Source organism: Azospirillum sp. UENF 111221 (assembly GCF_058780625.1).
Genome location: NZ_JBSNCH010000001.1, coordinates 983206 through 1008797, shown reverse-complemented (window position 1 = coordinate 1008797; position 25592 = coordinate 983206). Strand labels below are relative to the sequence as shown.

The 25592-nt window shown below is 67.3% G+C and carries 21 protein-coding genes and 2 pseudogenes; 19 read left to right on the top strand and 4 right to left on the bottom strand.

The genetic code is table 11. The features are described from left to right. Window positions 1-172: 172 nt before the first annotated feature. The 7 genes and pseudogenes from urtA (at window position 173) to ACWPN3_RS04460 (ending at window position 6780) form a co-directional block, all read left to right on the top strand. A pseudogene (urtA, locus tag ACWPN3_RS04490) lies at window positions 173-1484 on the top strand (urea ABC transporter substrate-binding protein). Window positions 1485-1658: 174 nt separating this feature from the next. Then, on the top strand, window positions 1659-3296 hold the full coding sequence (gene urtB / locus ACWPN3_RS04485; protein ID WP_109446486.1) for an urea ABC transporter permease subunit UrtB: 1638 nt from the start codon (window positions 1659-1661) through the stop codon (window positions 3294-3296). A gap of 4 nt (window positions 3297-3300) precedes the next feature. Then, window positions 3301-4473: an urea ABC transporter permease subunit UrtC gene (urtC, locus tag ACWPN3_RS04480; protein WP_492242416.1), complete on the top strand. Its 1173-nt coding sequence runs from the start codon at window positions 3301-3303 to the stop codon at window positions 4471-4473. Window positions 4474-4476: 3 nt separating this feature from the next. Next, window positions 4477-5223 carry an urea ABC transporter ATP-binding protein UrtD gene (gene urtD, locus ACWPN3_RS04475; protein ID WP_109446490.1) on the top strand — a complete coding sequence of 249 codons (747 nt, stop codon included), beginning with the start codon at window positions 4477-4479 and terminating at the stop codon, window positions 5221-5223. A gap of 14 nt (window positions 5224-5237) precedes the next feature. Next, a complete protein-coding gene (gene urtE / locus ACWPN3_RS04470) occupies window positions 5238-5933 on the top strand; it encodes an urea ABC transporter ATP-binding subunit UrtE (RefSeq protein WP_109048892.1) in 696 nt (231 codons plus the stop codon). A gap of 205 nt (window positions 5934-6138) precedes the next feature. Continuing rightward, window positions 6139-6441: a COG4315 family predicted lipoprotein gene (locus ACWPN3_RS04465; protein WP_247872979.1), complete on the top strand. Its 303-nt coding sequence runs from the start codon at window positions 6139-6141 to the stop codon at window positions 6439-6441. 186 nt (window positions 6442-6627) lie between these two features. Further along, window positions 6628-6780 (top strand): hypothetical protein, encoded by a 153-nt coding sequence (locus tag ACWPN3_RS04460; protein ID WP_492242417.1) that lies wholly within the window; start codon window positions 6628-6630, stop codon window positions 6778-6780. 55 nt (window positions 6781-6835) lie between these two features. On the opposite strand, the gene ACWPN3_RS04455 is transcribed toward ACWPN3_RS04460, so the two are convergent. Then, window positions 6836-7729, bottom strand: coding sequence for a 5'-nucleotidase, lipoprotein e(P4) family (locus ACWPN3_RS04455; RefSeq protein ID WP_492242418.1), 894 nt, complete (start codon window positions 7727-7729; stop codon window positions 6836-6838). A 118-nt stretch (window positions 7730-7847) separates the two neighbouring features. Further along, window positions 7848-8480 carry a glutathione S-transferase family protein gene (locus ACWPN3_RS04450; protein ID WP_492242419.1) on the bottom strand — a complete coding sequence of 211 codons (633 nt, stop codon included), beginning with the start codon at window positions 8478-8480 and terminating at the stop codon, window positions 7848-7850. 109 nt (window positions 8481-8589) lie between these two features. Here ACWPN3_RS04450 and ACWPN3_RS04445 point away from each other — a divergent pair, with 109 nt between their 5' ends. Then, window positions 8590-9489, top strand: a complete 900-nt coding sequence (locus ACWPN3_RS04445) for a LysR family transcriptional regulator (RefSeq protein ID WP_098737142.1) — start codon at window positions 8590-8592, stop codon at window positions 9487-9489. Window positions 9490-9531: 42 nt separating this feature from the next. On the opposite strand, the gene ACWPN3_RS04440 is transcribed toward ACWPN3_RS04445, so the two are convergent. Continuing rightward, complete coding sequence (locus ACWPN3_RS04440; RefSeq protein ID WP_247872980.1) at window positions 9532-10527, bottom strand: formylglycine-generating enzyme family protein; 996 nt, start codon at window positions 10525-10527, stop codon at window positions 9532-9534. Window positions 10528-10750: 223 nt separating this feature from the next. Here ACWPN3_RS04440 and ACWPN3_RS04435 point away from each other — a divergent pair, with 223 nt between their 5' ends. The 8 genes from ACWPN3_RS04435 (at window position 10751) to ACWPN3_RS04400 (ending at window position 16680) form a co-directional block, all read left to right on the top strand. Further along, window positions 10751-11272, top strand: coding sequence for a ferritin-like domain-containing protein (locus ACWPN3_RS04435; RefSeq protein WP_109446496.1), 522 nt, complete (start codon window positions 10751-10753; stop codon window positions 11270-11272). A 161-nt stretch (window positions 11273-11433) separates the two neighbouring features. Next, window positions 11434-12249: an outer membrane lipoprotein gene (locus ACWPN3_RS04430; RefSeq protein WP_492242421.1), complete on the top strand. Its 816-nt coding sequence runs from the start codon at window positions 11434-11436 to the stop codon at window positions 12247-12249. A gap of 72 nt (window positions 12250-12321) precedes the next feature. Then, window positions 12322-12819: a PaaI family thioesterase gene (locus ACWPN3_RS04425; protein WP_492261119.1), complete on the top strand. Its 498-nt coding sequence runs from the start codon at window positions 12322-12324 to the stop codon at window positions 12817-12819. Window positions 12820-13001: 182 nt separating this feature from the next. Beyond that, window positions 13002-13466, top strand: a complete 465-nt coding sequence (gene rplM, locus ACWPN3_RS04420; RefSeq protein WP_109447441.1) for a 50S ribosomal protein L13 — start codon at window positions 13002-13004, stop codon at window positions 13464-13466. Window positions 13467-13468: 2 nt separating this feature from the next. Continuing rightward, window positions 13469-13957, top strand: a complete 489-nt coding sequence (gene rpsI, locus ACWPN3_RS04415) for a 30S ribosomal protein S9 (protein ID WP_098737139.1) — start codon at window positions 13469-13471, stop codon at window positions 13955-13957. 150 nt (window positions 13958-14107) lie between these two features. Beyond that, window positions 14108-15184 carry an N-acetyl-gamma-glutamyl-phosphate reductase gene (argC, locus tag ACWPN3_RS04410; RefSeq protein ID WP_492242422.1) on the top strand — a complete coding sequence of 359 codons (1077 nt, stop codon included), beginning with the start codon at window positions 14108-14110 and terminating at the stop codon, window positions 15182-15184. A gap of 177 nt (window positions 15185-15361) precedes the next feature. Further along, window positions 15362-15898, top strand: a complete 537-nt coding sequence (locus ACWPN3_RS04405; protein ID WP_492242423.1) for a gamma carbonic anhydrase family protein — start codon at window positions 15362-15364, stop codon at window positions 15896-15898. Window positions 15899-16068: 170 nt separating this feature from the next. Further along, a complete protein-coding gene (locus ACWPN3_RS04400) occupies window positions 16069-16680 on the top strand; it encodes an OmpA family protein (protein WP_109447445.1) in 612 nt (203 codons plus the stop codon). 135 nt (window positions 16681-16815) lie between these two features. On the opposite strand, the gene ACWPN3_RS04395 is transcribed toward ACWPN3_RS04400, so the two are convergent. Continuing rightward, window positions 16816-17508 carry a pyridoxamine 5'-phosphate oxidase family protein gene (locus ACWPN3_RS04395; protein ID WP_492242424.1) on the bottom strand — a complete coding sequence of 231 codons (693 nt, stop codon included), beginning with the start codon at window positions 17506-17508 and terminating at the stop codon, window positions 16816-16818. Between the two features lie 133 nt (window positions 17509-17641). Here ACWPN3_RS04395 and pdxR point away from each other — a divergent pair, with 133 nt between their 5' ends. From pdxR to glgB, 3 genes and pseudogenes are all read left to right on the top strand, one after another. Continuing rightward, the gene (gene pdxR / locus ACWPN3_RS04390; protein ID WP_492242425.1) at window positions 17642-19147 is read left to right on the top strand and encodes a MocR-like pyridoxine biosynthesis transcription factor PdxR; all 1506 of its coding nucleotides are present in this window, start codon (window positions 17642-17644) and stop codon (window positions 19145-19147) included. A 338-nt stretch (window positions 19148-19485) separates the two neighbouring features. Next, complete coding sequence (gene treS / locus ACWPN3_RS04385; RefSeq protein ID WP_109447451.1) at window positions 19486-22836, top strand: maltose alpha-D-glucosyltransferase; 3351 nt, start codon at window positions 19486-19488, stop codon at window positions 22834-22836. A gap of 170 nt (window positions 22837-23006) precedes the next feature. After that, window positions 23007-25308 (top strand): annotated as a pseudogene (glgB, locus tag ACWPN3_RS04380) (1,4-alpha-glucan branching protein GlgB). Window positions 25309-25592: the final 284 nt, after the last annotated feature.

Here is a 25592-nt window from a genome sequence, read left to right as displayed (position 1 = left end):
TTATTCCGAACCTTCACAGGAGGTAACGCCGCGAAGTCGGACATGGAGCCGGGGGCGTGGCCGTATGTGTCATTTGACGTAGATACCGCCTTTCGCATGCGCGGTAGCTTTTCCTTCGACGATGTGGCGAAGCCCCGGAGCAACCGGGGCGCCAAAGGAAGGGGGCAACTTCATGCGGACCAAGCAACTGACGTCGAGCTTCGGGATCAGCGCGCTGGCCGGTCTGGCCATGGGTGCGATGGCATCCTTCGCGATGCCCGCCCAGGCGGCGGACGACACCATCAAGGTGGGCATCCTGCACTCCCTGTCCGGCACGATGGCGATCAGCGAGACGACGCTCAAGGACGTCATGCTGATGCTGATCGACGAGCAGAACAAGAAGGGCGGCCTGCTGGGCAAGAAGCTGGAGCCGGTGGTGGTCGATCCCGCCTCCAACTGGCCGCTGTTCGCCGAAAAGGCGCGCGAGCTGATCAGCAAGGACAAGGTGTCGGCCGTGTTCGGCTGCTGGACCTCGGTCAGCCGCAAGTCGGTTCTGCCGGTGTTCGAGGAGCTGAACAACATCCTCTTCTACCCGGTCCAGTATGAGGGCGAGGAGTCCTCGCGCAACGTCTTCTACACCGGCGCCGCCCCGAACCAGCAGGCGATCCCGGCCGTCGACTATCTGATGTCGAAGGAGAAGGTCCAGCGCTGGGTGCTGGCCGGCACCGACTACGTCTATCCGCGCACGACCAACAAGATCCTCGAAGCCTACCTGAAGAGCAAGGGCGTCAAGCCCGAAGACATCATGATCAACTACACGCCGTTCGGTCATTCCGACTGGCAGTCGATCGTGGCGGACATCAAGAAGTTCGGGTCGGCCGGCAAGAAGACCGCGGTGGTATCCACCATCAACGGCGATGCCAACGTTCCCTTCTACAAGGAACTGGGCAACCAGGGCGTCAAGGCGCAGGACATCCCGGTCGTCGCCTTCTCCGTCGGCGAGGAAGAGCTGGCCGGCATCGACACCAAGCCGCTGCTGGGCCATCTGGCCGCGTGGAACTACTTCCAGTCGGTCGAGACCCCGGCCAACACCGACTTCATCAAGGCCTGGAAGGCCTACACCAAGAACGACAAACGCGTCACCAACGACCCGATGGAAGCCCACTACATCGGCTTCAACATGTGGGTGAAGGCGGTCGAGGCGGCCGGCACCACCGAGCAGGACAAGGTCATCGACGCCATGGTCGGCGTGGCCGTGCCCAACCTGACCGGCGGCTATTCGGCGATGCTGCCGAACCACCACATCACCAAGCCGGTGCTGATCGGCGAAGTGCAGGAGAACGGCCAGTTCGACGTCGTCTCCAAGACTTCGGGCCTCGTCCCGGGCGACGAGTGGTCGGACTATCTGCCGGACAGCAAGGATTCTCATCGCCGATTGGCGCAAGCCGATGTCCTGCGGCAACTTCAACGTGAAGACCGGCAAGTGCGGCGGCAAGGGGTCGTGAGGGCCGCGTTCCCTCTCTGACCTGCCCTTTCTGAGCTTGAGTGGTTGCGACGCTTGCCCTTTCCCCTTTCCCGCCGGGCGGGGGAGGGGAGAGGGCAAGCGTTTCGCGTTTCCAGCCCCCCGCACCGCTCCTCCCGCACCGCCCCTGGATCGCCCCTGCACCGAAGGACTCCCGATGCGACGCGCTCTCCGCTGGCTGATGGCCGTCTGTGTGGTGGTCGCCACATCGACCGCCGCTTACGCCGCCGATCCCCGAGCAACTGATCTGCGCCCGCTCGTCCAGGCCCTGGGCAGCGGCGGCTATTCCGGAACCGAAAAGGCCCTGACGCAACTGTCGGAGGCCGGCGACCCGGCCGCCGTGCCGGTGATCGAGGCGCTCCAGGCCGGCGATCTCTATGTGCGCAAGGCCGACGGCACCGTCGTCGTCGCCCGCAAGGCCGGCGATGCCTTCACCCTGACCGACCCGCTGACCCGCGCCGCGCTCGGCGATGCGCCGGCCGCCGCGGTCGAGAAGATCCGCATCAACAATTCGCTCCGCCGCGCCATCAGCGCCTCTCTCGGTGCGCTCACCCTGATGAGCCCCGATGCCGGCGTCCGCCGCTCCGCCGCCGACGCGGTGTTCAAGAGCCGCGACGCCTCCGCGCTGGAGACGCTCGGCGCCGCCATCGCCAAGGAGCAGGACAAGGGCGTGCGCGCCGCCATGGAGCAGGCGCGCGCCGCCATCCTGCTGACCGGCGAGGCCGCGTCGAAGATGACCGACGCCGAAATCCAGTCGGCGACCGACACGCTGACCGCGCGCGGCGACCGCGACGCGCTGGTGCTGCTGAACATGGTCGCCGGTTCCGGCGCGTCCGACATCACCAAGAAGTCGGCCGCCGCCGCCGTCTCCACCCTGGAACAGAAGCTGGCCTTCTGGGCCGCGCTGCAAAATCTCTGGTACGGGCTGTCGCTGGGGTCGGTGCTGCTGCTGGCCGCCATCGGGCTGGCCGTCACCTTCGGCGTGATGGGCGTCATCAACATGGCCCATGGCGAGATGGTGATGATCGGCGCCTACACCACCTTCCTAGTGCAGGAGTTCTTCCGCGCCCATGCCCCCGGCCTGTTCGACCTGTCGATCCTAGTGGCGCTGCCCGCCGCCTTCCTCGTGTCGGGCGGTGTCGGCATCGTCATCGAGCGCAGCGTGATCCGCTGGCTCTACGGCCGTCCGCTGGAAACGCTGCTCGCCACCTGGGGCCTGTCGCTGGCGCTCCAGCAGGCGGTCCGCTCCATCTTCGGCCCGACCAACCGCGAGGTGGGCGCACCCAGCTGGATGTCCGGCGCCTTCGAGCTGGGCGGCCTGACCATCACCTACGGCCGGCTGTGGATCGTCATCTTCGCCTTCACCGTCTTCGCGGCCCTGCTGGTGGCGCTGAAGCGCACCTGGTTCGGCCTGTCGATCCGCGCGGTGACGCAGAACCGGCCGATGGCCAACGCCATGGGCATCCGCACCGCGCGGGTCGATGCGCTGACCTTCGGCCTCGGCTCCGGCATCGCCGGGCTGGCCGGGGTGGCGCTGAGCCAGATCGACAATGTCAGCCCGAACCTCGGCCAGGGCTACATCCTCGACAGCTTCATGGTCGTGGTGTTCGGCGGGGTGGGCAACCTGTGGGGCACGCTGGTCGGCGCGCTGACGCTGGGGACCATGAACAAGTTCCTCGAACCCTATGCCGGTGCGGTGCTGGGCAAGATCCTGGTGCTGATCTTCATCATCCTGTTCATCCAACGGCGTCCGCGCGGCCTGTTCGCGCTGAAGGGCCGCGCGGTGGAGGCCTGATCCGATGCTGCTGCGCTTTTTCCTGATGGGGCTGGACCGCAAGGCCGGGATCGTGCTGACCATCCTCGCCATCCTGGCGGTCGCCGTCCCGGCAATGACGCTGTGGGTCCCGGCGGACTCGCCCTTCCACCTGTCGATCTTCACCGTCTCGCTGTTGGGCAAATACCTGTGCTTCGCGCTGCTGGCGCTGGCGCTGGACCTCGTCTGGGGCTATTGCGGCATCCTGTCGCTCGGCCATGCCGCCTTCTTCGCGCTCGGCGGCTACGCCATGGGCATGTACCTGATGCGGCAGATCGGCCCGCGCGGCGTCTACGGCAACCCGGTCCTGCCGGACTTCATGGTCTTCCTGAACTGGAAGGAGCTGCCCTGGTACTGGTTGGGCTTCGACCATTTCTGGTTCGCCGCCATCATGGTGCTGGTGGTTCCGGGTGCGCTGGCCTTCGCCTTCGGCTGGTTCGCCTTCCGCAGCCGCGTCACCGGCGTCTACCTGTCGATCATCACCCAGGCGCTGACCTTCGCCCTGCTGCTGGCCTTCTTCCGCAACGACATGGGCTTCGGCGGCAACAACGGCCTGACCGACTTCAAGGACATCCTCGGCTACGACATCCAGGCCGACACCACCCGCGTTGCGCTGTTCGTGGCGACGGTGGCGGCGCTGGCGCTCTCCTACATGATCGCGTCCGGCGTCATCGGCTCGAAGCTGGGCAAGGTGCTGGTGGCGCTGCGCGACGCCGAGAGCCGCGTCCGCTTCATGGGCTACGACACCGAGAGCTACAAGCTGTTCGCCTGGACCCTGTCGGCCTGCATGGCCGGCGTGGCCGGCGCCCTCTACGTCCCGCAGGTCGGCATCATCAACCCGTCGGAGTTCGCCCCGGCCAGCTCGATCGAGGCGGTGATCTGGGTCGCCGTCGGCGGGCGCGGCACGCTGGCCGGCGCCATCCTGGGTGCTGTTCTTGTCAACATGGGCAAGAGCTATTTCACCGGCGCCCTGCCGGAGCTGTGGCTGTTCGCCCTTGGCGGCCTGTTCGTGGCGGTGACCCTGTTCCTGCCCAAGGGTCTGCTCGGGCTGGGCGCGCAATTGAAGGCGAAGCTGCCGGGCCGCAAGTCCTCCCCTCTCCCCACCGCCCAAACCGCGAACCAAGCCACTGGCCAGACCGCTGGCCAGAAGGGAGCCTGACCCATGAGCGCGGAATCGACCCTTCTCTATCTCGACGGCGTGTCGGTCAGCTTCGACGGCTTCAAGGCGCTGAAAGGCCTGTCGCTGGTGATGATGCCCGGCGAGATGCGGGCGATCATCGGCCCCAACGGCGCCGGCAAGACGACGATGATGGACGTCATCACCGGCAAGACCCGTCCCGACACCGGCACCATCCTGTTCGAGGGCGACACCGACCTGACCCGCCTGCGCGAGGCGGCCATCGCCAACCTCGGCATCGGTCGCAAGTTCCAGCGCCCCACCGTCTTCGAGCCGCACACGGTGTGGGACAATCTGGAACTGGCGCTGAAGGCGCCGCGCCGGCCGCTGAAGACGCTGACCTACGCCATCAGCCGCGACGACCGTGCCCGCATCGAGGAGATCCTCGACATCACCCGCCTGTCGGCCCTGCGCAGCCGGCAGGCCGGCAGCCTGTCGCACGGGCAGAAGCAGTGGCTGGAGATCGGCATGCTGCTGGCCCAGGATCCCAAGCTTCTGCTGGTCGACGAGCCGGTCGCCGGCATGACCGACGCCGAGACCGAACAAACCGCCGAGCTGCTGTGCAGCATCGCCGGCAAGCATTCGGTGATCGTGGTGGAGCATGACATGAGCTTCGTCCGCGCGCTCGGCGTCAAGGTGACGGTGCTGGCCGAGGGCTCGGTCCTGGCCGAAGGCTCGCTGGACGCGGTCAGCGCCAACCAACAGGTCATCGACACCTATCTCGGCCGCTGACGGGAGACCCCAGCATGTTGGACGTTCGTTCCCTCGATCTGCATTACGGCGCCGCCCAGGCTCTGCGCAGCGTTTCCATGAAGGCCGAAATCGGCAAGGTCACCTGTCTGGTCGGGCGCAACGGCGTCGGCAAGTCCAGCCTGCTGCGCGCCATCGTCGGGCTGAAGCCGGTGTCGGGCGGCTCCATCGGCTGGGATGGCGCCGACGTGACGAAGATGGCGCCGGCCGACCGGGCGCGACGCGGCATTGCCTATGTGCCGCAGGGGCGTGAGATCTTCCCGCTGCTGACGGTGCGTGAAAACCTGCTGACCGGCTACGCCCCGCTGCCGCGCGCCCAGCGCTCGATTCCCGACGAGGTGTTCGAGCTGTTCCCGGTGCTGAAATCCATGCTGGAGCGCCGCGGCGGCGACCTGTCGGGCGGCCAGCAGCAGCAGCTCGCCATCGGTCGCGCCCTGGTGACCCGTCCGCGCCTGCTGGTGCTGGACGAGCCGACCGAGGGCATCCAGCCGTCGATCATCAAGGACATCGGCCGCGCCATCTCCTACCTGCGCGACAAGGGCACCATGGCGATCCTGCTGGTCGAGCAGTATTTCGACTTCGCCCGCGACCTTGCCGACGACTGGGTGGTGATGGAGCGCGGCGAGGTGATGCTGTCCGGTCCGCGCAGCGGCCTGGACGAGCAGGAGGTCCGCAAATACCTGACGGTATAACCCCGATGGCATGGCGTTCCGGCCGGTGACGGGCGGAATATCCGCGGCCCCGTTGCGTCCTTGATCCATCGGGCCTGCCGTCCGGCGGGCCTGTTTCGGGAGGAACTGCGCAATGAAGTCCGCACTCCGTATCGCCGCTGCCGCCATTGGCCTGGGGGCTGTCCTGTCCGGCGCCCCCGCTTTTGCTCAGGACAAGGAACCGGCCATGACGGGCAAGACCGCGATGGGCCCTGTCCTGACCGACGCGAAGGGCATGACGCTCTATGTCTTCGACAAGGACGGTGCCGGCAAGTCCGCCTGCAACGGGCCTTGTGCGACCAACTGGCCGCCGCTGATGGCTCCCGCCTCCGCCAAGCCGATGGGCAAATACAGTGTCGTCACCCGCGACGACGGAAGCCGGCAGTGGGCCTACAACGGCAAGCCGCTCTACAGTTGGGCCAAGGATGCGAAGCCCGGCGACACCACCGGCGACGGCGTGAACAACGTCTGGCACGTGGCGAAGCCCTAACGCTCCATTCCTCGGCGGCGCCATGGCACTGCCGCCCAGCGCCATGGCGCCGCCTTTGCAGGAGTATACTTATCCGGTCGAGGTAATGCGCAAACGCCGACTTCGCAGGCGGCGCTCTTTAACAGTCGTTAAGGATCGAAACCGCATGATGGCTTCAACGTCATCTTGCTCATGGAGCAGCGGGCCATGTCGATCTACAACGCCACCTCGTTCGAAGCCGTTCCCGTCACCGAACCGAAGGTCCGCAAGATGCGCGGCCTGCCGCGCCTCGCGGTGTGGGCGGTGATGATCGGCACGCCGTGGCTGCTGATCGTGGAAGCGGTGCGCCTGATCTTCTGAAGGTCAACCTCCAGGCCCGGCGCACCGTCCTTTCAGGCCATTATTGGGCAGGCCGTTATTGGGCCGGTGCCACCCAGGGCTCCAGCGCGCCGATCTTCTTGGCCCGCTTCTCGTCCGCCGACAGTTTGAAATTATGCCCGAAGGGCGCGCTCTCGAACGAGCCGTAACCGGGATTGGCCAGCATCAGCCAGTCGCGCCCGAAATGCTCCTTCGCCGCCTCGAACGCCTTCAGTCGGTCGGCCTCGCTGCCGTTGTAGGCATCGCTGAAGTCGCCGAAATTGTCGCCGAACAGCAGGACGATCCGGTAATCCTTGGCGATGTAGGCGCGCCGCGTCCCCTTCGCCGAGCCCCAGTCCGGTTTTTCCTTTGACATCAGGAAGGTATCGACATTGCCGCCCATCGGGAAGCCCAGCGCCTGCGCGTTGCGGCGGGTCGGCTCTTCCTGGTCGGCGTTGCGGTTGGTGACGTAGAACACCTTCACGCCCTTCGATTCGGCATACTGGGTGAACTCGACCGCCCCCGGCACCGCCGTCGCCTTCTCCGCCTTCACCCAGGCATCCCACGTCTTGGGCGAAAATTCGCCGTTGCTGGTGACCAGCCCGGCTTGATAGGCGGAGTTGTCCATCGCCGTCTCGTCCAGGTCCAGCACCACCGCCGGCGGCAGATCCTGGTAGTTGCCGGTCTGCTCGGTCGCCGCGGTCCAGGTCTTTTCGGCCAGCGCCTTGTCCAGCTGCATCCGGCCCAGCGCATAGACCGCCAGCGAGTTCGCCTTGTATTCGACCGACCGCTGCATCCACAGCTCGGCGTTCAGCAGATCGCTTTGCGGCACCGGGCCTTGGGGAGCCGGATCGGCCGCCAGGGCGGGGCCGGCCAGAAGGGAAAGGGCAACCGCACCGGACAGCAGCGACCAGCGCCCGGAACAGGCGGAATTGCGCATCGACTCATCCATCCATCAAGTGTCATGGAACTGTCATCGAAGCACAGATTCGGGTGCTTGGCGACGGTCCCGTGACGCTTGCGTCACGGTAATCGGTTACGCTTGCGTCACGGTAATCGGCGGCGGGTCTTCAGGCCGGCTGGGGGATGGCGCTTTCCGGCATCGGGGTCAGCGCCGGGATCGCTTCCACCCGTTCCAGCCAGCGCCGCACCGCCGGATAGGGGGCGAGCGGGATGTGCCCTTCGGGAGCGCGGGCGACATAGGCATAGCAGGCGATGTCGGCGATGGTCGGCCGCTCCGCCGCCAGCCAGTCGCGATCGCTCAGATGGCTGTCCATGAAGCGCAGCAGGCGTTCCGCGACCCTCTGCGCGTCGGCCAGCGTCCCAGGCCCGCCCCACAGGGTCAGGATGCGCGCCAGCGCCGGTCCGAAGCGCAGGTCTCCGGCGGCGACCGACAGCCAGCGCTGCACCTGCGCCGCCTGGTCCGGCGCCTTCGGGTTCCACAGGCCGGAAGCGTCGTAGCGGTCGGCGAGATAGACGAGAATGGCGACCGAGTCCGGCAGGACGAGATCGCCGTCGACCAGCACCGGGATTTGTCCGAAGGGGTTCAGGGCGAGGAAGGCATCCGACCGGCGAACCTCGGCGTTTGCTTCGACATAGCGATAGGGCAGGCCAAGGATGTTCAGGAAGGCTTCGACCCGGTGGGCATGCCCCGACAGCGGCGTGCCGTAGAGCGTAATGGCGGGATCGGTGCTGGTGCCCATGGCAAGGCCTCCTTCTCTGTGGATCGCGGATGCCCACAGCCAACCACTTGCGCCGCTCCGCAGGAATGGGTTTTGATGAAAAGGGACTCTTTCAGGAATTGGAAGAATTGTGGACCGGCTGGATGAACTGACGATCTTCGTCGCGATCCTGGAGACCGGCAGTCTGGCTGGGGCGGCCAAGCGGCTGCGGCGGTCGGCGCCCGCCGTCACCCGCGCGCTGTCGGGGCTGGAGGAGCGGCTGGGTGTGCGGCTGATCGAGCGGACCACCCGCAATCTCGCCCCCACCGATGCCGGCCGGCGGCTGGCCGAGCAGGCCCGCCGGCTGCTGGCCGATTATGACGAGGCGCTGGCCGCCACCGGTACCGACCGGCCGATGCGCGGGCGGCTGCGCGTCACCGCACCGGTGATGTTCGGGCGCAAGCATGTGACGCCTCTGGTCCTCGACTTCATGCGGGAGTTTCCGGACATCCGCGTCGAGCTGACGCTGTCCGACGGCAACCTCGACCTGATCGAGGAGGAGCTGGACGTGGCGATCCGCATTGGCCCGCTGCCCGATTCCGGCCTCGTCGCCCGGCGGGTGGGGCAGGTCGGGCGCTTTCTGGTCGCCAGCCCCGGCTATCTGGCGCGGCGCGGCACGCCGTCGATGCCGGAGGATCTGTCCGGCCACGACATCATCCTGACGACGGCCCGGCCCGGTCCGCCGGACTGGCGCTTTCTGATCGACGGGCGGGAGCGGGTGCTGCGGGTGACGCCGAAGCTGGCGGTCAGCCACATCGAGCCGGCGTTGCTTGCCGCCCGCGACGGGCACGGCATCGCCCGTCCGCTGTCCTATCAGGCGGCGGACGATCTCGCCGCCGGCACGCTGGTGCGCCTGATGCCGCACGCCGAGCCGGAGCCGCTGCCGGTCCATGTCGTGGTGCCGACCGCAAGGCTGATGCCCGGCCGGGTGCGTGCCTTCCTCGACCATGCGGTGCAGGGCCTGTCGGCTCTGGAGGTGCTGCGCAGCTGATCCGCAGCCACGTCAGGGGTCACATGGTCAGGAATCGCATGGTCAGGGATCGCGGGCGACGCGGATGCCGTAGGCGGCATAGCCGCTCTCCGCCGCGTCCACCCGGCGCACGGCGGAGCGGACATAGCGCGGGTTGCTGTGCCATGACCCGCCGCGCATCGTCCGCTGCGAACAGCTCTCTCCGGACCGGCCGTCCGATGCGCAGTCCTCCACCCACTGCCAGACATTGCCCAGCATGTCGTAAAGGCCGAAGCCGTTGGCGCGGTAGCTGCCGACCGGCGAGGTGAACAGGGCGCCGTCGCGGCAGTTCGCCACCTCCCAGTCGGTGAAGCGGTCCTTGGCCGTCAGGTCGGCGACGTTCGCCGCATCGCAGCCCCTGGCCGGATCGTCACCCCACCAGCGTGCGGTCCGGGTGCTGGCGCGGGCCGCATATTCCCACTCCGTCTCCGTCAGCAGGCGATAGCGCTTGCCGGTCCGGCGGCTGAGCCAGTCCACATAGGCCTTGGCGTCGTACCAGCTCACACAGACCGCCGGGTCGTTGTTCGTCTGCGCGAACCCTGGCCGGCGCCAGGAGAAATGCCAGCGCGGCAACAGCTCCGTCTCTCCGGCATAGCCGCGGCAGACCGTCCGTGGCCGATAGCCGCTGTCCTGGATGAAGCTGGCATATTCGCCGCGGGTGACCGGATATTTGCCGACGGCGATGGGATGCTGGACCGACGCGGGGGTTTGCGGCGGCTCGTCGGGAAAGCGTTCCGTCTCCGTCGCCGGAGAGCCCTGGAGGTAGCTGCCGGCCGGGATGGTGACCAGGACGGGGGCGTCTGGATGGTCCCAGACCTCACGTGCCGGGCTGCCTGCCTGCCAGACATGGTAGGTCGCCAGCCTTTCGGTCCGCCAGGCGGTCAGATCGTCGGGCTCCACCCGGCGCCAGGCGGCCAGGGCCGTCAGCATCAGGATGAGGGCGACGACTGCACCGACGGAGCCGGGCAGGGTGACGGTCATGGCGGGGATGTCTTTTGCTGAGGTGCCGGTGCGGATCATGGAGCCATTTCCCCGCAGCCCGCCGCATCCGGCAACCGCGCGTCCGTGTCCCGGTCGGGGCACTTCCAGCCGCTACCCCAACCGGGCTTCAACGGGTACTGGGGCACCACAGCCGGAGGTTTGCCCCTTTGCGGTATGGCGCAAGCGGTAAGCATCGAAGACGGTGCCCTGCTGTTGGTGCGGGCAGACGTTCAACGGAGCGTTGATGCCACAGGAGAAACACATGGCTGCCTATCCCGCGGACCTCACGCGCGCGCTGTTCGTTACCGGCCTGCGCAACGCCCATGCGGTGGAACAGCAGGCTCTGGCCCTGATGGACCGCCAGCTCGACCGTCTGGTGAATTATCCCGAGGTCTCCGACCATTTGCGCATGCACCGTGGCGAGACCGAAGGCCAGATCACCCGCATCGAGCAGATCCTGGACCAGCTTCAGGAAACCCATTCCGGGCTGAAGGACACCGCCCTGTCGATCATGGGCAATCTGGCCGCACTCGGCCACAGCTTCGCCGAGGACGAGATCCTCAAAAACTCCTTCGCCAACTACGCCTTCGAGAATTTCGAGGTGGCGAGCTACCGGTCGCTGCTGACAGTGGCGGAGGCCGGCAACTTCGCCTTCGCCACGCCGCTGCTGCAGACTTCGCTGCGCGAAGAGGAGGCGATGGCCTCCTGGGTGCTCGAAAATGTGCCGACGCTGACGCTGAAGTACCTGTCGCTGAAGGCCAGCGACCGGACCGCCGGCCGCTGACGCCCGTTCCGCGTTGATGATGGCCGGGGCCGTCAGGTTTTCCCCGGCCATCGCGCTGCTGCAATGCAGCATTCCCGTCGCGTGCGGATTTTGAACGGTGACGAGTTCGGGGGGCTTTGCCGTAAGAAACTTGGCGGGGTTTCAAAACGGATGGTTTGCCCGTGCTTCGATCGGTCTCTCTCTGCCTGTTCATCGCCGCGGTCGGCGGTCTTGCGGGCTGCACCTCCGACTATTCTCCCAACACCTACGCCTCCAGCGCGGTCCAGCAGGCCAACAAGGTCGAGCCGGGCATCGTCGTCGGCTTCCGTCAGGTGGCGATCAGCGCCAACGGCACCGTCGGCGCCGTCAGCGGCGGTGCGGCCGGCGGCATCCTGGGCGCGCAGGTCGGGACGGGCGGCATGAACGCCGCGCTCGGCACGGTCGGCGGCACGGCGATCGGCGGCCTGCTGGGCACGGCGATGGAACACATCGCCGGCGACACCAACGGCTGGGAATACATCGTCCGCAAGTCGAACGGCGAATTGCTGTCGCTGACCCAGAAGGAGCCGCAGCCGCTGCCCATCGGGCAGAAGGTGCTGGTCATCACCGGCAGCCAGGCCCGCATCGTCCCCGACTATTCCACCCCCGCCGACCCCGAGCCTGCGAAGGCCGATTCGGCGAAGTCCGAGGCCGCCAAGGCCGAGCCGGCCAAAACTGAAACGCCCCGGCCCGAAACCCCGAAGTCGGACATCAAGGCGGTGCCGCTCGCTCCGCCTGCCGAGCCCGCCCCGGCAGCCGCTCCCGCCGAGCAGTCCGCCACCAGCCCGGCGCAGCCTTCCAGCGGCGGTGGGCCGGTCCGCCTGACCGCCCCCACCGACAATCCCCCCACCAGCCCGGTCCCCACCGTTCCCACGGCGGGGGCGGAACCCGCAGCGGCGGCTCCCGCCTCGTCGCCTGCCTCTCCCTCGGCTCCGGTGGAGACCAAGCCGGCCGAGTAGCACCATACTTGTCCGAATGGACGGGATGGCGCACAGTTCGATGGTCCAACCAAGATCACCGACAGAGGCCCCATGTCCGCCGTCGACCGTTCCGCCGCCGCTCCCGTTCCCGCGATGACGAAGGAGGAGCTGGAGGATCTGATCCGCGAGGGGGTTCCGCTGGTCGGAAACTTCGGCGTCGTCGTCGAAAGCCTGGGGGCCGGCACGATCCGCCTGCGCCTGCCCTACAAGGACGATTTCGTCCGTCCCGGCGGCACCGTCACCGGCCCGGCGATGTTCGGGCTGGCCGACGTGGCGCTCTACGGTGCGGTGCTGAGCCTGATCGGCCGGGTTGAGCTGGCAGTCACCACCAGCATGACCATCAACTTCCTGCGCCGTCCGCCGCCCGTCGCCATCGTCGCCGAAGCGCGCGTCCTGAAGCTGGGCAAGCGGCTGGCCTATGGCGAGATCCTGCTGTTCTCCGAAGGCGATCCGGAGCCGGTCGCCCATGTCACCGGAACCTACTCGATCCCGCCGCATGACCCTGTCACCGTTGCGGTATCTCATTACCGTACCGATGAAGCCTCATAAAAAGTCGTTTCAGATCAATGGGTTTGCCAGAGCGGTATCTTATTACCGCGATTGCAAATCATTGAAATGAAAGGATAATTTTTCCATTGACAGAGGCATGTTCCGGCCCGTAGAAAACCGTCCGCTTCGGCGCCCCGGTATCGGCGGCCAGCCGATCCGTATTCGAAGAAACGAGTGTGGCGATGAAGACCTTCAATCTGAAGCCGACCGAAATCGAGAAGAAGTGGTATGTCGTCGACGCCGACGGCCTCGTTCTCGGCCGGCTTGCCAGCATCCTGGCGAACATCCTGCGTGGCAAGAACAAGCCGACCTACACCCCCCACATGGATTGCGGCGACCACATCGTCGTGATCAATGCTGAGAAGGTGAAGCTGACCGGCAACAAGCGCGACGCCGACATCTTCTACTGGCACACCGGCTATCCGGGCGGGATCAAGGGCCGTTCCAAGGGCCAGATCCTGGACGGCAAGTATCCGGAGCGTGTGATCGAGAAGGCCGTGGAGCGCATGGTTCCGCGCGGTCCGCTCGGCCGCCAGCAGATGACCCACCTCAAGGTCTATAAGGGTGCCACGCATCCGCACGATGCGCAGCAGCCGGTCGCCCTCGACATCGGCGCCCTGAACCCGAAGAATAAGCGGAGCGCGTAAGCATGGCCCAGGTCACCACCACCCTCTCCGGCCTTAAGGAACTGACGGGCGCTGCCGCCACCGCGACCGTCTCCGAGGAGCTCGCCGCTCCGAAGCTGGACGCCCAGGGCCGCGCCTATGCCACCGGCAAGCGCAAGGACGCCGTCGCCCGCGTGTGGATCAAGCCGGGCTCCGGCAAGGTCACCGTGAACGGCCGCGACCAGTCGGTCTACTTCGCCCGCCCGGTGCTGCGCATGATGATCGCCCAGCCGTTCGGCGTGACCGAGCGTTCGGAGCAGTTCGACGTGGTCGCCACCGTTGCCGGCGGCGGTCTGTCGGGCCAGGCCGGTGCCGTCCGTCACGGCATCTCCAAGGCGCTGACCTACTTCGAGCCGGCCCTGCGCCCGCCGTTGAAGGCCGCCGGCTTCCTGACCCGCGACGCCCGTACGGTCGAGCGTAAGAAGTACGGCCGCGCCAAGGCCCGCCGCAGCTTCCAGTTCTCGAAGCGCTAATCCCTACACGGGCCTGCTGCTTTACGGTACAAGCGAGGGGCGCCCCGGAAGGGGCGCCCCTTTCTTTTTGCGCTGTCATCACGCTTTCGCTTATCCCGGATACAGATTCCACCCGTCTTCAGATCGTCTTCAGCGAAGGACATTGCCTCCATGGCCTCGACCAGCATTCTCGGCAGCACGTCCGGCGGTTCGAAAATCCGCGTCGGCATCCTGGGCGCTTCCGGCTACACCGGCGCCGAACTGGTGCGCATGCTGCTGCGCCACCCGAACGTGGAGATTGCCGCGCTGACCGCCGAACGACAGGCCGGCAAGCCGATGGCGGAGGTGTTCCCGCATCTGGGCGGCTATGGCCTGCCGGATCTGGTGAAGATCGAAGAGCTGAAGTGGGACAACCTCGACTTCATCTTCTGCGCCCTGCCGCACGGCACCACGCAGGAGGTGGTCGCCGGCCTGCCGAGCGGGCTGAAGGTGGTCGATCTGTCCGCCGATTTCCGCCTGACCGACCCGGCCGAATACGCCACCTGGTACGGGCATGAGCACCGCGCCGTCGACCTGCAGAAGGAGGTCGCCTACGGCCTGACCGAGTTCAACCGCCAGGGCGTGCGCAAGGCGCGGGTGGTGGCCAATCCGGGCTGCTACCCGACCTGCTCGCTGCTGCCGCTGCTGCCGCTGCTGCTGGAGAACCAGATCGAGCCGGGCGGCATCGTCATCGACGCCAAGTCCGGCGTGTCGGGCGCCGGCCGCGACGCCAAGCAGGCCAACCTGTTCACCGAGGTGTCGGAAGGCTTCAACGCCTATGGCGTCGGCCATCACCGCCACATGCCGGAGATCGAGCAGGAGCTGCGGCTGGCCGCCGGCCGTCCGGTCACCGTCTCCTTCACCCCGCATCTGGTGCCGATGAACCGCGGCATGATGGCGACCATCTATGTCCGCATGGCCGACGGCGTCACCGCCGACGATCTGCGGGCGACGCTGGCCGCCCGCTATGCCGACGAGCCCTTCGTCGGCGTGACCCCGGCCGGCGTGGTGCCGGCGACGCGCCATGTCCGGGCCTCCAACCACAACCTGATCGGTGTTGTCGCCGACCGCGCCCCGCGCAGTGCCATCATCGTGTCGGTGATCGACAATCTGGTGAAGGGCGCGTCGGGTCAGGCGATCCAGAACATGAACGTCATGATGGGGCTGGGCGAGACGACCGGCATCGATCAGGCGCCGCTTTTCCCGTAATCGGCTACCGCGAAAGGATAGGTGGGGGGCTGTGACAGCGTTGTGGCCCCCTGTCCGCACTGTTGCACAGAGGCACCAATCGGGATTTGCTTTGGCCTGTCAATGCGAAATCAGGTGGTGCCTTAAGCCTTACGGTGCTTCAATCCGGCCCGTCATGCACGACTTCGGTACGACCTGATGACTGGCCTTGTCCGCGCCTACAACGGCATCCTGCCCACCATCGACCCGACCGCGTTCATCGCGGAAACGGCGGCGGTGATCGGCGACGTCGTGATCGGGGCGAACAGCAGCATCTGGTACGGCTGCACCGTGCGTGGAGACGTCAACGAGATCCGAATCGGCGCTCGCACCAACATTCAGGACGGCACCGTGATCCACGTGGCCTCCGAAGGGCAGGGCACCTACATCGGCGACGACATCACCGTCGGCCACATGGCGTTGCTGCACGCCTGCACGCTGGAAGACGGCTGCTTCATCGGCATGAAGGCCTGCATCCTGGATGGGGCCTATGTCGAGTCGCGGGCGATGGTCGCGGCCGGTGCTCTGGTGACGCCCGGAAAGCGGGTTACGTCCGGATTTTTGTGGGCCGGCAGCCCTGCTAGACCGGTTCGCGAGCTTACGGAAAAGGATCTCGCGGTTTTTCCTGTGCTCAGCCACCGTTATACGGATTTGGCAGAATCATACCGGAAAAGCTGCTATGGAAGTGGAGCATAGGTCAAGGTACAGGTACGGTTCGGCCGAACGGCTGAGGTGTCGGAACATCGCCGCACACCACATGTTGGGAAGGTCGCTGCCGCGCTTGCACGTGGGCCGTTGCTTCGATTGATACGTTCATCCCCCGCAGGCACTCTGATGGGGAAGGGTTCTGGAAGGGAGTGAAGACAATGAAGACTATTGTTCGCGCGGGTCTGGCTGCCATCCCGGCCGCCATCGTCGCTTTCGGTCTGTCGGCGGCCGCCAATGCCCAGGACGCGAGCCTGGTCGGCAAGGGCACCCAGTGGTGCAACCCGGTCATCGGCTGGACCGGTCAGGTGTCGGAAGGCGTCGCCGCCCGCACCGCTGACGGCGGCTACGTCATCCATCAGGGCAGCTATCCGTGCCCGCCGGCCGCTGCCGCTCCGGCTCCGGCCGCCGTTGCCGCGGTCCAGAGCGAATATCTGGTGTTCTTCGACTGGGATAAGTCGAACATCACCCCGGCCGCCGATCGCGTGATCGGTGACGCGGTGTCGGCCATCCTGAAGAACGGTGGCGCCAAGATCCACGTCGTCGGCCACACCGACACCTCGGGTTCGCCGGCCTACAACCAGAAGCTGTCGGTCCGTCGCGCCGACGCGGTCAAGAAGGCCCTGGTCGCCAAGGGCATCCAGGCTGCCAACATCACGACCGAAGGCAAGGGCGAGAGCCAGCTGCTGGTCCAGACCGGTCCGAACGTCCGCGAGCCGTCCAACCGTCGTGCGCAGATCCTGCCGCGCCTGCTGAACGCTCCGTCGTCCTAAGGACGGTTGGCAGGGGGCCGCTCCGGGGGTTTCGGAACGGCCTTCCCGCCTGCGGGAGAAACCGCAAGAAAAAGGCCGCGCCGGGCTTCCCGGTCGCGGCCTTTTTCTTTTTCAGCTGCGAGCGCCGTCTGCGCCTCAGCCCGCGGTCTGCGCCGGATCCTGTTCCGGTTCGCCGGCGACCAGCCGCAGGGGCACCACGCCCGCCCACACCGGATGGGCCATATCCTCCGGATCGTCGGACGGCGGGCCGGAGCGCCGCTTGGCCGATGCCTCGGCAATCGGGAAGGCCAGAACGCTGGTCGCCTTCAGTTCCTGCGCGTTGGGCGCCCGCACCTTGGCGCTGCGGCCGGGCTCGATCTTCTCCATCAGCACATCGAGGGCGGCACGCTTCTCCGTCTCCTCCGACACCAGCCGCGGCCGGCCGAACAGCATGACCGAGCGGTAGTTGACGGAGTGATGGAAGGCCGAGCGCGCCAGCACCCAGCCATCGATCAGCGACAGCGTGATGCAGGCCTCGCCCCCCTCCTGCAGCCGGCGGATCATCCGGCTGGACGAGGCGCCATGGATCATCAGCTCGTCGCCCACCCGCCAGGGAACCGTCGGGATCACCATGGGGGAGGGGGACCCATGGCCCTTGATGGCATCGTCGACGAAGCCGACGTGGCAGATCGGCGCCTCGTCGATGATGGCGTGGATCTGGGCGACCTCATGGCTGCCGCGGTCGCCCAGACGCACCGGGCGGGTGCGCGGAGTCTGTGCCAGAGCGGCGGAGGAAACGGCGGCGGCGGCGGAATCGTTGAGGGCGGAATCGGCGGGAAGGCTGGTCATTGTCGTGCTCAAGGCCGGACTGTTGCGGTGATGCAGAATGGCCGGCAAAATGGTCCCTTTGAAAGGTCCGGAATGTCGATTCCATAGGGGCCAATTCCAGAGACCGCTTTGCTTGACCCTTGCGAGGATCGCCATGGCCCGCTCGGCACGTCCGGTTCTGTCCAGCCTGGGGCCGGTGGCGCTCGACCGGGATGGGGCGGAGCCGCTCCACCGCCAGCTCTACCGCGCGCTGCGTCAGGCGGTGCTGGACGGCCGTCTGCGCCCGGGCGAGCGCCTGCCGCCCAGCCGGGCGCTCGCCACCGAATGGGCGCTGTCGCGCAACACGGTGGTCACCGCCTATGACACGCTGCTGGCGGAGGGGTATGTCACCAGCCGGGTCGGCGCCGGCACCTTCGTCGCCGCCTCCCTGCCCGATGCGGCACCCGGCGGTGCCGCCGGCCGCGATGAGGCGCGCCGGGGCGTCGGGCTGTCCGCCCGCGGCCGGGCGCTGGCGGAGGCGCCGTCCATCGCCCGCGACCGGGTGGGGCGGCCCTTTGCGCTCGGCACGCCGGACCTGGAGGCCTTTCCATTCGCCCTGTGGGCGCAATTGATCGGCCGCTGCTGGCGCCATGGCGGGCGGGCGCTGGCGACGGAGCCGGACCCGTTGGGCTACGGCCCCTTGCGGGCGGAGATCGCCGCCTATCTGCGGGCGGTCCGCGCCGTGCGTTGCGAGCCGGAGCAGGTCGTCATCGTCTCCGGCGCGCAGCAGGGGCTGGCGCTGATGGCGCAGCTGCTGCTCGACCCCGGCGACGCGGCCTGGGTCGAGGAGCCGGGCTGGCCCGGCAACCGCGCAGCATTGCTGGGCGCCGGGGCGCGGCTGGTGCCGGTGCCGGTGGACGGGGAGGGCATCGACGTCGCCGCCGGCATGGCCCGCGGGGCGGATGCCCGGCTGGCGCTGGTCACCCCGTCCCACCAGTTCCCGCTGGGCGTGACGATGAGCCTGGCCCGCCGCCTGCGCCTGCTGGATTGGGCGGCGGCGCGCGACGCTTGGATCGTGGAGGACGATTACGACAGCGAGTTCCGCTATGCCGGCCCGCCGCTGGCCGCTCTCCAGGGGCTGGATGGCGCCGGCCGGGTGATCTATGTCGGCAGCTTCAGCAAGGTGATGTTCCCGGCGCTGCGGCTCGGCTATGTCGTCGTGCCGCCCGATCTGGTGGAGCCGGTGCGCGCCGCGCGCCGCCATTTCGACGGCGGGACCAGCGTGGTGCCGCAGGCAGCATTGCACCGCTTCCTGGCCGACGGCCATTTTGCCTCGCATCTGCGGGCAATGCGTTCGCTTTACGCCGCCAAGCGCACTGCCATCCTGGCATCGATAGAGACTGCCTTCGCCGGCTTTGCCACGGCCGAGGCGGGCGAGGCCGGCATGCATGTCCTGCTCCGCCTGCCGCCGGACTGCCCCGACCATGTCCTGGCCGGGCGCGCCGCCCGCATCGGCCTGACCACGCCATGCCTGTCCGGCTATTACCGCGCTGATGCCGAGACCGCTGACGCGGTCACCGGCAACGGCTTCCTTCTCGGCTTCGCCGCCCACGACCCGGCGGCACTCGACCGCGCTGTGCGCGATCTGGCGCGGCTGGCGGTCGACATGCCGAACGGCTGACGCGACCTCGCCATTTGCTCCGCCGCCGGTCACGACGATGAAGGAGCCATGCATCGCCCCTCCTCTTGCGGCATACGCTCAAAGCGGTACGTACGATCAGGCCGCCCGCACGATCCGTCGGTGTCACTCCATGTCCACTCCGGATTGCCGCGCACTCGAACGGATCCCCCGGCACTCTCTCTGAAGGGTGTACGCCTTGGTTTCCGCCATCCCGCCTATCCGGAAGTCAGGGGTTGCCGGACGGCCGTCCGGGTGAAACCTTCGACCCTCTGGCTTGTTTCCGTCCCGTGTTCCCGCGACACGTGTTCCGTCAATCGCTTCTCGAAAGTGCTGGACTCATGATCGATCGGCAGGACCGGCTCTGGTACAAGGACGCCGTCATTTATCAGCTGCACATCAAGGCGTTCTTCGACGCCGACAATGATGGCATCGGCGATTTCGCCGGCTTGACCCAGAAGCTGGACTACATCCAGGAGCTGGGTGTGACGGCCGTGTGGCTTCTGCCCTTCTATCCGTCGCCGCTGCGCGACGACGGCTATGACATCGCCGACTACACCTCGGTCAACCCGACCTACGGGAACCTGGATGACTTCCGGCGCTTCATGGAGGAATGCCGCAAGCGCGGTCTGCGGGTGATCACCGAGCTGGTCATCAACCACACCTCCGACCAGCATCCCTGGTTCCAGCGCGCGCGCGAGGCGCCTCCGGGCTCCAACCACCGCGACTATTATGTCTGGTCCGACAGCGACCAGAAATACCAGGGCACGCGGATCATCTTCTGCGACACGGAAAAGTCCAACTGGACCTGGGATCCGGTCGCCAACGCCTATTACTGGCACCGCTTCTATTCGCACCAGCCCGACCTGAACTTCGACAATCCCGAGGTTCTGGAGGAGGTGCTGAAGGTCATGCGCTTCTGGCTGGACATGGGGGTGGACGGGCTGCGGCTCGACGCCATTCCCTACCTGAAGGAGCGCGAGGGCACCAACAACGAGAATCTGCCGGAAACCCACGACGTCCTGAAGGCGATCCGCGCCGCGCTCGACGCCGAATATCCCGACCGCATGCTGCTGGCCGAGGCCAACCAGTGGCCGGAGGACGTGCTGCCCTATTTCGGCGATCCGGAGAAGGGCGGCGACGAATGCCACATGTCCTTCCACTTCCCGCTGATGCCGCGCATCTACATGGCGGTGGCGATGGAGGACCGGCATCCCATCGCCGACATCATGCGCCAGACCCCGGACATCCCGGCCGATTGCCAATGGGCCATCTTCCTGCGCAACCATGACGAGTTGACGCTGGAGATGGTCACCGACACCGAGCGCGATTATCTCTGGAACTTCTACGCCGCCGACCGGCGCATGCGGATCAACCTGGGCATCCGCCGCCGCCTCGCCCCGCTGCTGGAGAACGACCGCCGCAAGATCGAGCTGCTGAACAGCCTCTTGATGTCGATGCCCGGCACGCCGGTGCTCTATTACGGCGACGAGATCGGCATGGGCGACAACATCTATCTCGGCGACCGCGACGGCGTCCGCACGCCGATGCAATGGTCGATCGACCGCAACGGCGGCTTCTCGCGCGCCGACCCGGCGCGGCTCTATCTGCCGGCGGTGCTCGACCCGATCTACGGCTTCATGGCCGTCAATGTCGAGGCGCAGTCCCGCAACCCCTCCTCGCTGCTGAACTGGATGAAGCGGCTGGTGGCGGTGCGCAAGCAGCGCCAGAGCTTCGGCCGCGGCAGCTTCGCGCTGCTCTATCCCGGCAACCGCAAGGTCCTCGCCTACATCCGCAGCCTGGAGACCGAGAACGGGTCGGAGATCGCGCTGTGCGTCGCCAACCTGTCGCGCTCGGCCCAGGCGGTCGAGCTTGATCTCAAGAACTGGAAGGGCCGCATCCCGGTCGAACTGCTGGGCCGCACCGTCTTCCCGCCCATCGGCGACCTTCCCTATCTGCTGACCCTGCCGGCCTACGGCTTCTACTGGTTCGCCCTGACCGCCGAGGCGGAGCTGCCGACCTGGCACGAGACCCCGCCGGAGCCGGTGCCCGACCTGCTGACCGTCGTCGTCCGCGACGGCTGGCACAGCCTGACCACCGGCAAGGCGGCGGATGAGCTGGGCCGCGATGTCCTCCAGGGCTTCCTGCCGCAGCAGCGCTGGTTCTCGGCCAAGGACCGCCGCATCACCCGCTCGCACGTCACGCTCGCCGCCCAGCTTCCGGGGCCGGGCGAGGGCTTCATGCTGGTCCGGACGCAGGTCGGCCTCAGTGGGGTCGGCCTGGACGGCGACGCCGCGGAGCAGAGCTATTTCCTGCCGATGGCGATGAGTTGGGAGGATGGGGCCGGCGGCACCGGCTGGCCGCTGCTGCCCTACACGCTGGCCAAGGTGCGGCGCGGACCGCGGACCGGCGCCATCTACGATGCCGTCCAGGCCGACGGCTTCGCCCTGGCGCTGATCGAGGCGCTGCGGCGCGGCGACACGCTGAAGGCGACCGCCGGCGAGGACAGCATCCGCTTTACCGCGACAGAGGCTTTGGGCGCCATCGAGCTGTCGCCGGAGCCCGAGGTGCGGCGCCTGGGCGTGGAGCAGAGCAACACCTCCGTCCTGGTCGACAGCCAGATCGTGCTGAAGGTGCTGCGCCGTCTGGTGGAGGGCGAGCATCCCGAGGTCGAGATGGGGCGGTTCCTGACCGAGGTCGGCTTCGCCAACACCCCGGCCCTGCTGGGCACGGTGGAGCAGGTCGCCGCCGACGGCACCCCGACCGCCCTGGCGGTGGCGCAGGCCTTCGTCCGCAACCAGGGCGACGGCTGGGCCAGCACGGTGGAGGAGCTGGAGCGCCAGCTTGAGGACATCCGCCTGGGCGTCGCCGGCAGCACCGAGGACGCCGCCGAATCGGGCGAGCCCTTCGGCATGCATCTGGTCATGATGACCACGCTGGGGCAGCGCACCGCCGAACTGCACCGGGCGCTGGCGCAGAGCACCGGCAATCCGGCCTTCGATCCCGAGCCGATCGCCGCCGGCGATCTGGCGAACTGGGCCGATGCCGTCCGCACCCAGGCCGAGGCTGCCTTCGCCGCCCTGCCGGGGACGCTCGACCGCCTGTCGGCGGACGTGCGGACCGACGCCGAACAGCTGCTGGCCCGCCGGGCCGAGGCGATGGAGCGCATCTCGGCGCTGGCGTCGATGCCGGCCGGCGGGGTCAAGACCCGCATCCATGGCGACTATCACCTGGGGCAGGTCGTGCGGGCGCAGAACGACTGGTACATCCTCGACTTTGAAGGGGAGCCGGCCAAGACGCTGGAGGAGCGCCGCGCCAAGTCCAGCCCGTTGCGCGACGTGGCCGGCATGCTGCGCTCCTTCAACTATGCGGCCTGGGCGGCGCTGTTCCGGCTGGACAGTGCCGGCGAGGGGGCCAACAGCGGCGACAGCCCGGCGCTGGCCGCCGCCCGCGACTGGGAACGCCGCAGTGTCGACTCCTTCCTCGACGGCTACCGCACGGCCATCGAGGGCTGCCCGGCCTGGCCGGAGGCGGAAAGCACGGCGCGCGGCCTGCTGACCCTGTTCCTGCTGGAAAAGGCCTTCTACGAGATCGGCTACGAGGCGGCGAACCGGCCGAGCTGGATCGGCATCCCGGTGAAGGGTGTGCTGGGCCTTCTCGACGATGCCGACGGGGCGGGCGCGAAGGAATAACCGGACAAATCCGCGGCGGGCATGGTGTGACGAAACCGCCGCGGGTATGTTCACGTCCGGAGAAGGCGTTCCGGCGTCGGCCGTCATTCCCGCCTTCGCGGGGATGACGGCGTTGGGACAGGTATGGTCCACGAGACGACAGAGCCTCCACGAAGAAGGGCACTTGGCCAATGGCGAGCGACATGACGACGGACACCCGCAAGGACCAGGCGCAAACCGGCGTCTCCGAAAGCCGCACCCCCGAACAGCGCGCTGCCGACCATCGGGCCGAGGCCCTGCGCGCGGCGGCGGACGCCATCGCGCGGGCCGACCATGGCGATCCCTTCGCCGTGCTGGGCATGCAGCAGGAAGCGCCCGGCCGTCCGGTGGAGGTCCGCGCCTTCGTGCCCGGTGCCGAAAAGCTGTGGGTGATCGACAGCGCCACCGGCGAGCCGGCCGGCGAGGCGGAGCGCATCCATCAGGACGGCTTCTATCTCGCCGTGATGCCCGACCGGACGGAGCGTTTCCGCTACCGCCTGCGCGCCCAATACCCGCTGGCGACCCAGGAGTTCGAGGACGCCTATCGCTTCGGCAACATGCTGGGCGAGCTGGACGTCCATCTGCTGGCCGAAGGCACCCACCTGCGCAATTACGAGAAGCTGGGCGCCCACCCGCGCGAGGTCGACGGCGTGGCCGGCGTGGCCTTCGCCGTCTGGGCGCCGAGCGCCCGCAGCGTCAGCGTCGTCGGCGACTTCAACAACTGGGACGGCCGCCGGATGCCGATGCGCCGGCGCGTGGAGGTCGGCGTCTGGGAGATCTTCGTGCCTGGTGCCCATGCCGGCCAGCGCTACAAGTTCGAGATCCGCGGGCCAAACGGCAACCTGATGCCGGCCAAGGCCGATCCCTACGCCTTCCAGGCGGAGATGCGCCCGGCGACCGCCTCGGTCGTCCACGGCCTGTCGTCCTACGACTGGCGCGATCAGGAGTGGCAGAGCCGCAAGCTGGCCGCCTCCGAGCGCACCGCGCCGATCTCGATCTACGAGGTCCATCTGGGATCCTGGGCGCGGGTGCCGGAGGAGGACAACCGTTTCCTGACCTATCAGGAGCTGGCGGAGCGGCTGATCCCCTACGCCAAGGACATGGGCTTCACCCACATCGAGCTTCTGCCGATCACCGAGCATCCGTTCGACGGTTCCTGGGGCTACCAGCCCATCGGCCTCTATGCGCCGACCGCCCGCCACGGCTCGCCGGAGGATTTCAAGGACTTCGTCAACGCCTGCCACCGTGCCGGCCTCGGCGTGCTGCTCGACTGGGTGCCCGGCCATTTCCCGACCGACCCGCACGGGCTGGGCGATTTCGACGGCACGCATCTCTACGAGCATGCCGACCCGCGCCAGGGCTTCCACCAGGACTGGAACACCCTGATCTACAATTTCGGCCGGACGGAGGTGCAGAACTTCCTTCTGGGCAACGCGCTGTTCTGGCTCGACCAGTACAAGCTGGACGGGTTGCGCGTCGATGCCGTCGCCTCCATGCTCTATCTCGATTACAGCCGCAAGGAGGGGGAGTGGGTCCCCAACAAGTTTGGCGGGCGCGAGAACCTCGAAATCCATCGCCTTCCTCAAGCGGATGAACGAGCTGGTCTACGGCCAGCAGCCGGGTGCCATGACGGTGGCGGAGGAATCGACCTCCTGGCCGATGGTGTCGAAGCCGACCTACCTCGGCGGCCTCGGTTTCGGCTACAAATGGAACATGGGGTGGATGCACGACACGCTGCATTACATGCAGAGCGATCCGATCCACCGCCGCTACCATCACCATGAGATGACCTTCGGGCTGATCTACCAGTTCTCCGAAAACTTCGTGCTGCCGCTCAGCCATGACGAGGTGGTGCACGGCAAGGGTTCGCTGATCAACAAGATGCCGGGCGACGACTGGCAGAAATTCGCCAACCTGCGCGCCTATTACGGCTTCATGTTCGCCCATCCCGGCAAGAAGCTGCTGTTCATGGGCGGCGAGTTCGCCCAGTGGCAGGAGTGGAGCGAGGCGCGCAGCCTGGACTGGCACCTGCTGGACCAGCCGATGCACCGCGGCATGCGCGACCTCGTGCGCGACCTCAACGGCCTCTACCGCGAGCTGGAGCCGCTGCACAAGACCGACTGCGACCCATCCGGCTTCGAGTGGATCGAATCGAACGACAACGAGAACTCGGTCTTCACCTTCCTGCGCAAGGCCGACAAGTCCGGGCACATCGTCATCGCGGTGTGCAACTTCACCCCGGTGCCGCGCCAGGGCTACCGCGTCGGCGTGCCGCTTCCCGGCCGCTATGTCGAGCGGATGAACACCGACGATGCGAAATACGGCGGCAGCGGCATCGGTAACCCCGGCGGCGGCGTCTATGCCGAGGAGATCCCCTGGCACGGCCGCACCCACTCGCTGGACCTGACCATCCCGCCGTTGGGCACGCTGATCCTGGAGCGGACGGCTGAGTAGCGTCTTCCGCCCAACCCGCACCGGCTCCTCCAACCCGACACCCATCCCTTCTCCCCCCTGGGGAGAAGGTTAGGATGAGGGGGTGCCGAAGGCACGGCCCCGACTTGTACGGGATACTGCACTGTCGCGACCTCGTTCGGTTCGTTCCCGATCTGACCGGTGCGGTGCATTTCACACCCTCTTCCGAGACGGCAGAGGGCGATCATCGCCAAATGCGACCACCCGCCCATGTTGCCAACCTCCCTTGACGCCGCCGGGGGGAGGCTTTCTTATTGGATCCCTTG